This is a genomic window from Paenibacillus forsythiae T98 (assembly GCF_000520735.1).
Taxonomy (GTDB): Bacteria; Bacillota; Bacilli; order Paenibacillales; family Paenibacillaceae; genus Paenibacillus_AQ; species Paenibacillus_AQ forsythiae.
Genome location: NZ_ASSC01000684.1, coordinates 1 through 4,278 on the forward strand (window position 1 = coordinate 1; position 4,278 = coordinate 4,278).

Sequence of the window (4,278 nt, forward strand, 5' to 3'; positions counted from 1 at the left end):
TTACGGAGCTTGGAGGCGACCGCTTCGACTGTGTGACAATCTCCGGCGGCAATCCCGCGCTGATCGGCGAGGGGCTGTCTGAGCTGATTGACCTTCTCCATGAACGCGGCATCAAGGCCGCGATTGAGACCCAGGGCAGCCGGTGGCAGGACTGGTTCGTGCAGGTGGATGCTCTGACCGTCAGTCCGAAGCCGCCCAGCTCCGGGATGTCCACCGATTGGGAAGCGCTGGACAGCATTATGGAGCGGATTCACGCTGGCGGGAAGGGCGGCCACAGCCTGAAGGTCGTGGTCTTCGATGACGAGGACTACCAATATGCGGCCCGGGTTCATCGCCGTTACCCCGATGTTCCATTCTTTCTCCAGCCCGGGAACGATAACGTTACGGAGGAAGGCGATATCTCGGCGCGTCTCTTAAGCAAGCTGGAGTGGCTGTTTGAGAAAGTGATTGCCGATTCAGATATGAACGCCGCCCGTGTCCTCCCTCAGCTGCATGCGCTGATCTGGCATAACAAACGGGGAAAATAATTAGCTTGTCTGTGAACTATGTTTCTTTTTTTGAAAATGTTCTATATATATTACAGCTTGTTGACAGCGCTGGACGAACGGTTGACAGTTTGGCGGACAGGCATTAGGATGTAAATTAAATAATTCCGATAAACAAAGTGAGGATTCATTGAGCTGACTGGATCGCCAGAGGCCGGACCCCAGACCTGTACACAGGTTGTGGGGCCGGCCTTTTGCTTTTTTCAAGAGTCGGCTGGACGGGATGAAGGAGGGGGAGTTCATATGAATAATACAGAGACAATTCGTCTAACAATGGACTACTGTTGATTTTGCTGGCTGGAACATTAAATTTAGACCATCAGAATGGACTGATCATCACATGCTTAAGGCTTTGAAGTCGATTCATAGTGCGCTTACAAGCTACTATCTGATTTTCCTGCTTATCCTTATTTGGGAGCTTGCTCCCAGACTAGGTTGGGTCAATGCTGTATTCGTCCCTCCTTTTTCCAGAGTGGTTAAGGTAGGAGCGGATTTGGGAGTAGGAAATATTCTGCTGTACATTGCAATTAGTCTGAAAAGGGTGTTCGTAGGTTTCTTTATCGCCACCTTGCTGGCCTTGCCTCTCGGGTTTATACTGGCTGGCGCGCTTCCGTGGCTGGCCCGGTTCATTAGACCGTTCACCGTGTTTCTTTCGCAGATTCCGCCTTATATTCTCTTTCCGATCTTCGTCATTATTATCGGCATCGGCGAAGGGGGAATCTACACGGTCATCTTCTGGTCATCCTTCTGGCCGATTCTGTTCACTTCTATTGCGGGAATAAGCCAGGTTGATCCGCTGCTTGTCCGCGCGGCCAAAGCCATGAATGCCAGCCGTATCGAGATTTTTTTCAAGGTGGTGCTTCCGGCGGCTTTCCCCGCGATTATGACCGGCATGCGGTCAGGTCTCACGATGAGCTTCTTTATGCTGATCGGCGCGGAGAGCATGGGGGCCGATAAGGGTCTGGGCTGGCTTATTCACAACGCGCAGAGCATGGGCTTCATCGAACGCATCTATCTCGGGGCCTTGATCGTGGCGGCAGTCGGAGCGCTGCTGAATTTCGTTCTGGATTTCCTGGAAGAGAGCATTGTGGATTGGAAAGAGGCGCCGGAGGAACAGACCGTTTAGCATCAATAGACTTAATAGACAGTGAGGTAGCTTAAACCAATGAGCTCGTTCTGGTCAGATGTCAAAAAATTTGTTTATGGAAGCATTCCGATTATCCTGTTCTTCATTTTCTGGGAGGTCGGGGCGGGTATGGTGCCAAAAGGCGTAATTTCTCCGCCGACAGAGGTGTTTCAGAGTCTGTGGGCAGCGGCAACTTCGGAATTGCTGTTCAGACAGACCGCGATTAGCCTGGGCAGAGTGGGTATGGGCTTCGCTTTATCCATTCTCGTTGCCATTCCGCTAGGCTTTCTGCTGGGAACCTTCTTTCAATCCGCCGAGAAGCTGCTGCTGCCGTTCTTTCGGATGTGCGAGAAATTGAACCCATTTGCCATCATTCCAATCTTTATGATCTTCTTCGGAATTGGCACAGCCGAGAAGGTGGCCGTAGTCTTCTGGGCTACCCTGTGGCCGCTGCTGTTCAATACGATGGCGGGCGCCAGAGCCGTCGATTACTCGCTGATACGCGCGGCGAGATCGATGGGCGCGACGAGACGGGAGCTTTTTCTCAAGGTTATCCTGCCGTATGCTCTGCCCAATATCTTCATCGGTGTGGAGCTTGCGGCTCAATTGTCTTTCTTCATGATCATCGCCTCGGAAGTCATCGGGGCCAGCACCGGACTGGGCTGGTATTATATCAGCGCCACTACAAAGTATCAACTGCCGCTAATGTACGGCATCGTTCTCTATATTACGGTGTTGTCCATCCTGATCAATCTGTTCTTTGGAAGGCTCAAGAAGCACTTCCTGGTATGGAAAGAGGCTGTTCAAATTCATTAGTCGGCTCAATATTAAATAAAAATTTCAGGAGGTCATTAGGAAATGGCAAACAAGAAGAAGCAAAATTTGATTATTATCGGTTCTTTGGCGGTGGTTCTTGCTGGCGGGATCGGAATTGCAAGCTACTATGGAAGAACATCCGACTCGATTCAGGGTGCGGCTGGCTTGAACAATCTCAAGGATGCCAATCATAGTGCGGCGGATTCCGGCAAAAAGGTAATTACGCTTAAAACCGATACCAAATTGAATTGCTCCTCCACCCCTTGGGTTATCGCCGAGAAGAAAGGCTTCTTCGCTGAGGAAGGCCTCGAAATCAAATATACGGGCGAGTTGAAGACGGAGCAGAAGCTTCCGGCTATTCTGAACGGAACCAATGATATCGGAGCGACCTTGCCCAACGCATTGGCTACGTATGTGGCTGGCGGAGCCAAGGTCAAGGCCGTTACACTGGGCGAGGTGGACCCGCCGGATACCGTAGACCCGAAATTCCGTCATATGCGGTATGTGACGAGTGAGAAATTTGCCGGTCAAACATTGAAAGAGTATGTTGAATCGAAGAAGGGCGCCAAAATCACGGTCAGCGGCACCGCTCCAAACTGCAGCACTTTTATTTTCAATGAAATTTTCAGAAAAGAAGGCTTGGACCCTAATCAAATTCAGTATGTTGCCTTTGAATCGGATACGGCCGCCATTCAGGCGGTTCAGCAAGGCAACCTGGATATCGCGGGCATTCATCCTCCTTTCTACAAGCTGGCTAATGACAACAAGCTTACTCTGCTGGCCGACTCCCAGGATACAGGGCTGGGCGCAGCATCCGGCGCTTCGGTTTATTACTTTACCGACGAGTTTATCCAGGAGAACCCGGAAGCTGTTCAGCGCTTCGTGAATGCCATTAAGAAAGCGCAGGACTGGGTCAACCACAATACGGACGAGTCCGTCAAGCTGACCGCCGAATATATCGGCCAACCGGTTAATGCCACTCACTATTACTTCTCGGACAAGGGCCTGCCAACCGACCTCTTCCAGCCATGGATTGATGATCTCGTTCAGTCCGGCACGCTGAAGAAAGACCAGGTCAAGCTTGATGATATCGTGACTACCCAATTCAGCAGCTAAAATATCTTTCAAAGCCGCACGCGAGCTGTTCGCTGTGCGGTTTTTTATGGCTGAACTTCCTTTAGCGCCTGTTAATATAGAAACGGCTTCGCCCTTCCATGCGGGAGGGGGAGGCCGTTTTTTCATAACCGGATGATGCGGGATGGCCGCCTTGTCATAAGAATGTAAGAACTGTTTCATATAATGGACGTGTACACAATACATAAGGGAAACGGAGATGGGAAGATGTCCATTTTACAGGCAAGCGGCCTGGTCAAGCATTATGGCAAGGGGCCGAATGTAGTGAAGGCTTTGCGGGGAGTGGATTTGGAAGTACGGGACGGAGAATTCGCGGCGGTGGTCGGTACATCGGGAAGCGGGAAATCCACGCTGCTGCATCTGCTTGGCGGGCTGGACCGGCCGACCGAAGGAAAGGTCCTGATTCGCGGCAAAGATATGTATGTAATGAATGACGACGAGCTGACTATTTTCCGCAGACGGAATATCGGATTCATTTTCCAGCAATATAATCTGGTGCCGGTGCTGAATGTGTATGACAATATCGTTCTGCCCATTGAGCTGGACGGCAACCGCCCCGACGGGGAGTTTGTCACGCATATCGCGGAGACGCTGGGGTTAGCACCGCTGCTTCATCGGCTGCCGGGCCAGCTGTCCGGGGGCCAGCAGCAGCGGGTC

General features: G+C 51.5%; 5 protein-coding genes. All 5 read left to right on the forward strand.

The genetic code is table 11. The features are described 5' to 3' along the window. On the forward strand, positions 1-527 hold a 527-nt coding region (queE, locus tag L692_RS0121105), incomplete at its 5' end, for a 7-carboxy-7-deazaguanine synthase QueE (protein WP_025702007.1). A 358-nt stretch (positions 528-885) separates the two neighbouring features. After that, positions 886-1,671, forward strand: a complete 786-nt coding sequence (locus L692_RS0121110; protein ID WP_025702008.1) for an ABC transporter permease — start codon at positions 886-888, stop codon at positions 1,669-1,671. A 39-nt stretch (positions 1,672-1,710) separates the two neighbouring features. Next, entirely contained in the window at positions 1,711-2,487 is a 777-nt protein-coding gene (locus L692_RS0121115) for an ABC transporter permease (RefSeq protein ID WP_025702009.1), read from the forward strand. Between the two features lie 42 nt (positions 2,488-2,529). After that, positions 2,530-3,603 (forward strand): ABC transporter substrate-binding protein, encoded by a 1,074-nt coding sequence (locus L692_RS0121120; protein WP_025702010.1) that lies wholly within the window; start codon positions 2,530-2,532, stop codon positions 3,601-3,603. Between the two features lie 225 nt (positions 3,604-3,828). Next, a partial coding sequence (locus L692_RS0121125) for an ABC transporter ATP-binding protein (RefSeq protein ID WP_025702011.1) occupies positions 3,829-4,278 on the forward strand: 450 nt, incomplete at its 3' end.

Bases quoted from the DNA above. Each gene is read 5' to 3' on its own strand.
- L692_RS0121115 (WP_025702009.1), top strand. From the start codon at position 1,711: ATGAGCTCGTTCTGGTCAGATGTCAAAAAATTTGTTTATGGAAGCATT.
- L692_RS0121110 (WP_025702008.1), top strand. From the start codon at position 886: ATGCTTAAGGCTTTGAAGTCGATTCATAGTGCGCTTACAAGCTACTAT.
- L692_RS0121120 (WP_025702010.1), top strand. From the start codon at position 2,530: ATGGCAAACAAGAAGAAGCAAAATTTGATTATTATCGGTTCTTTGGCG.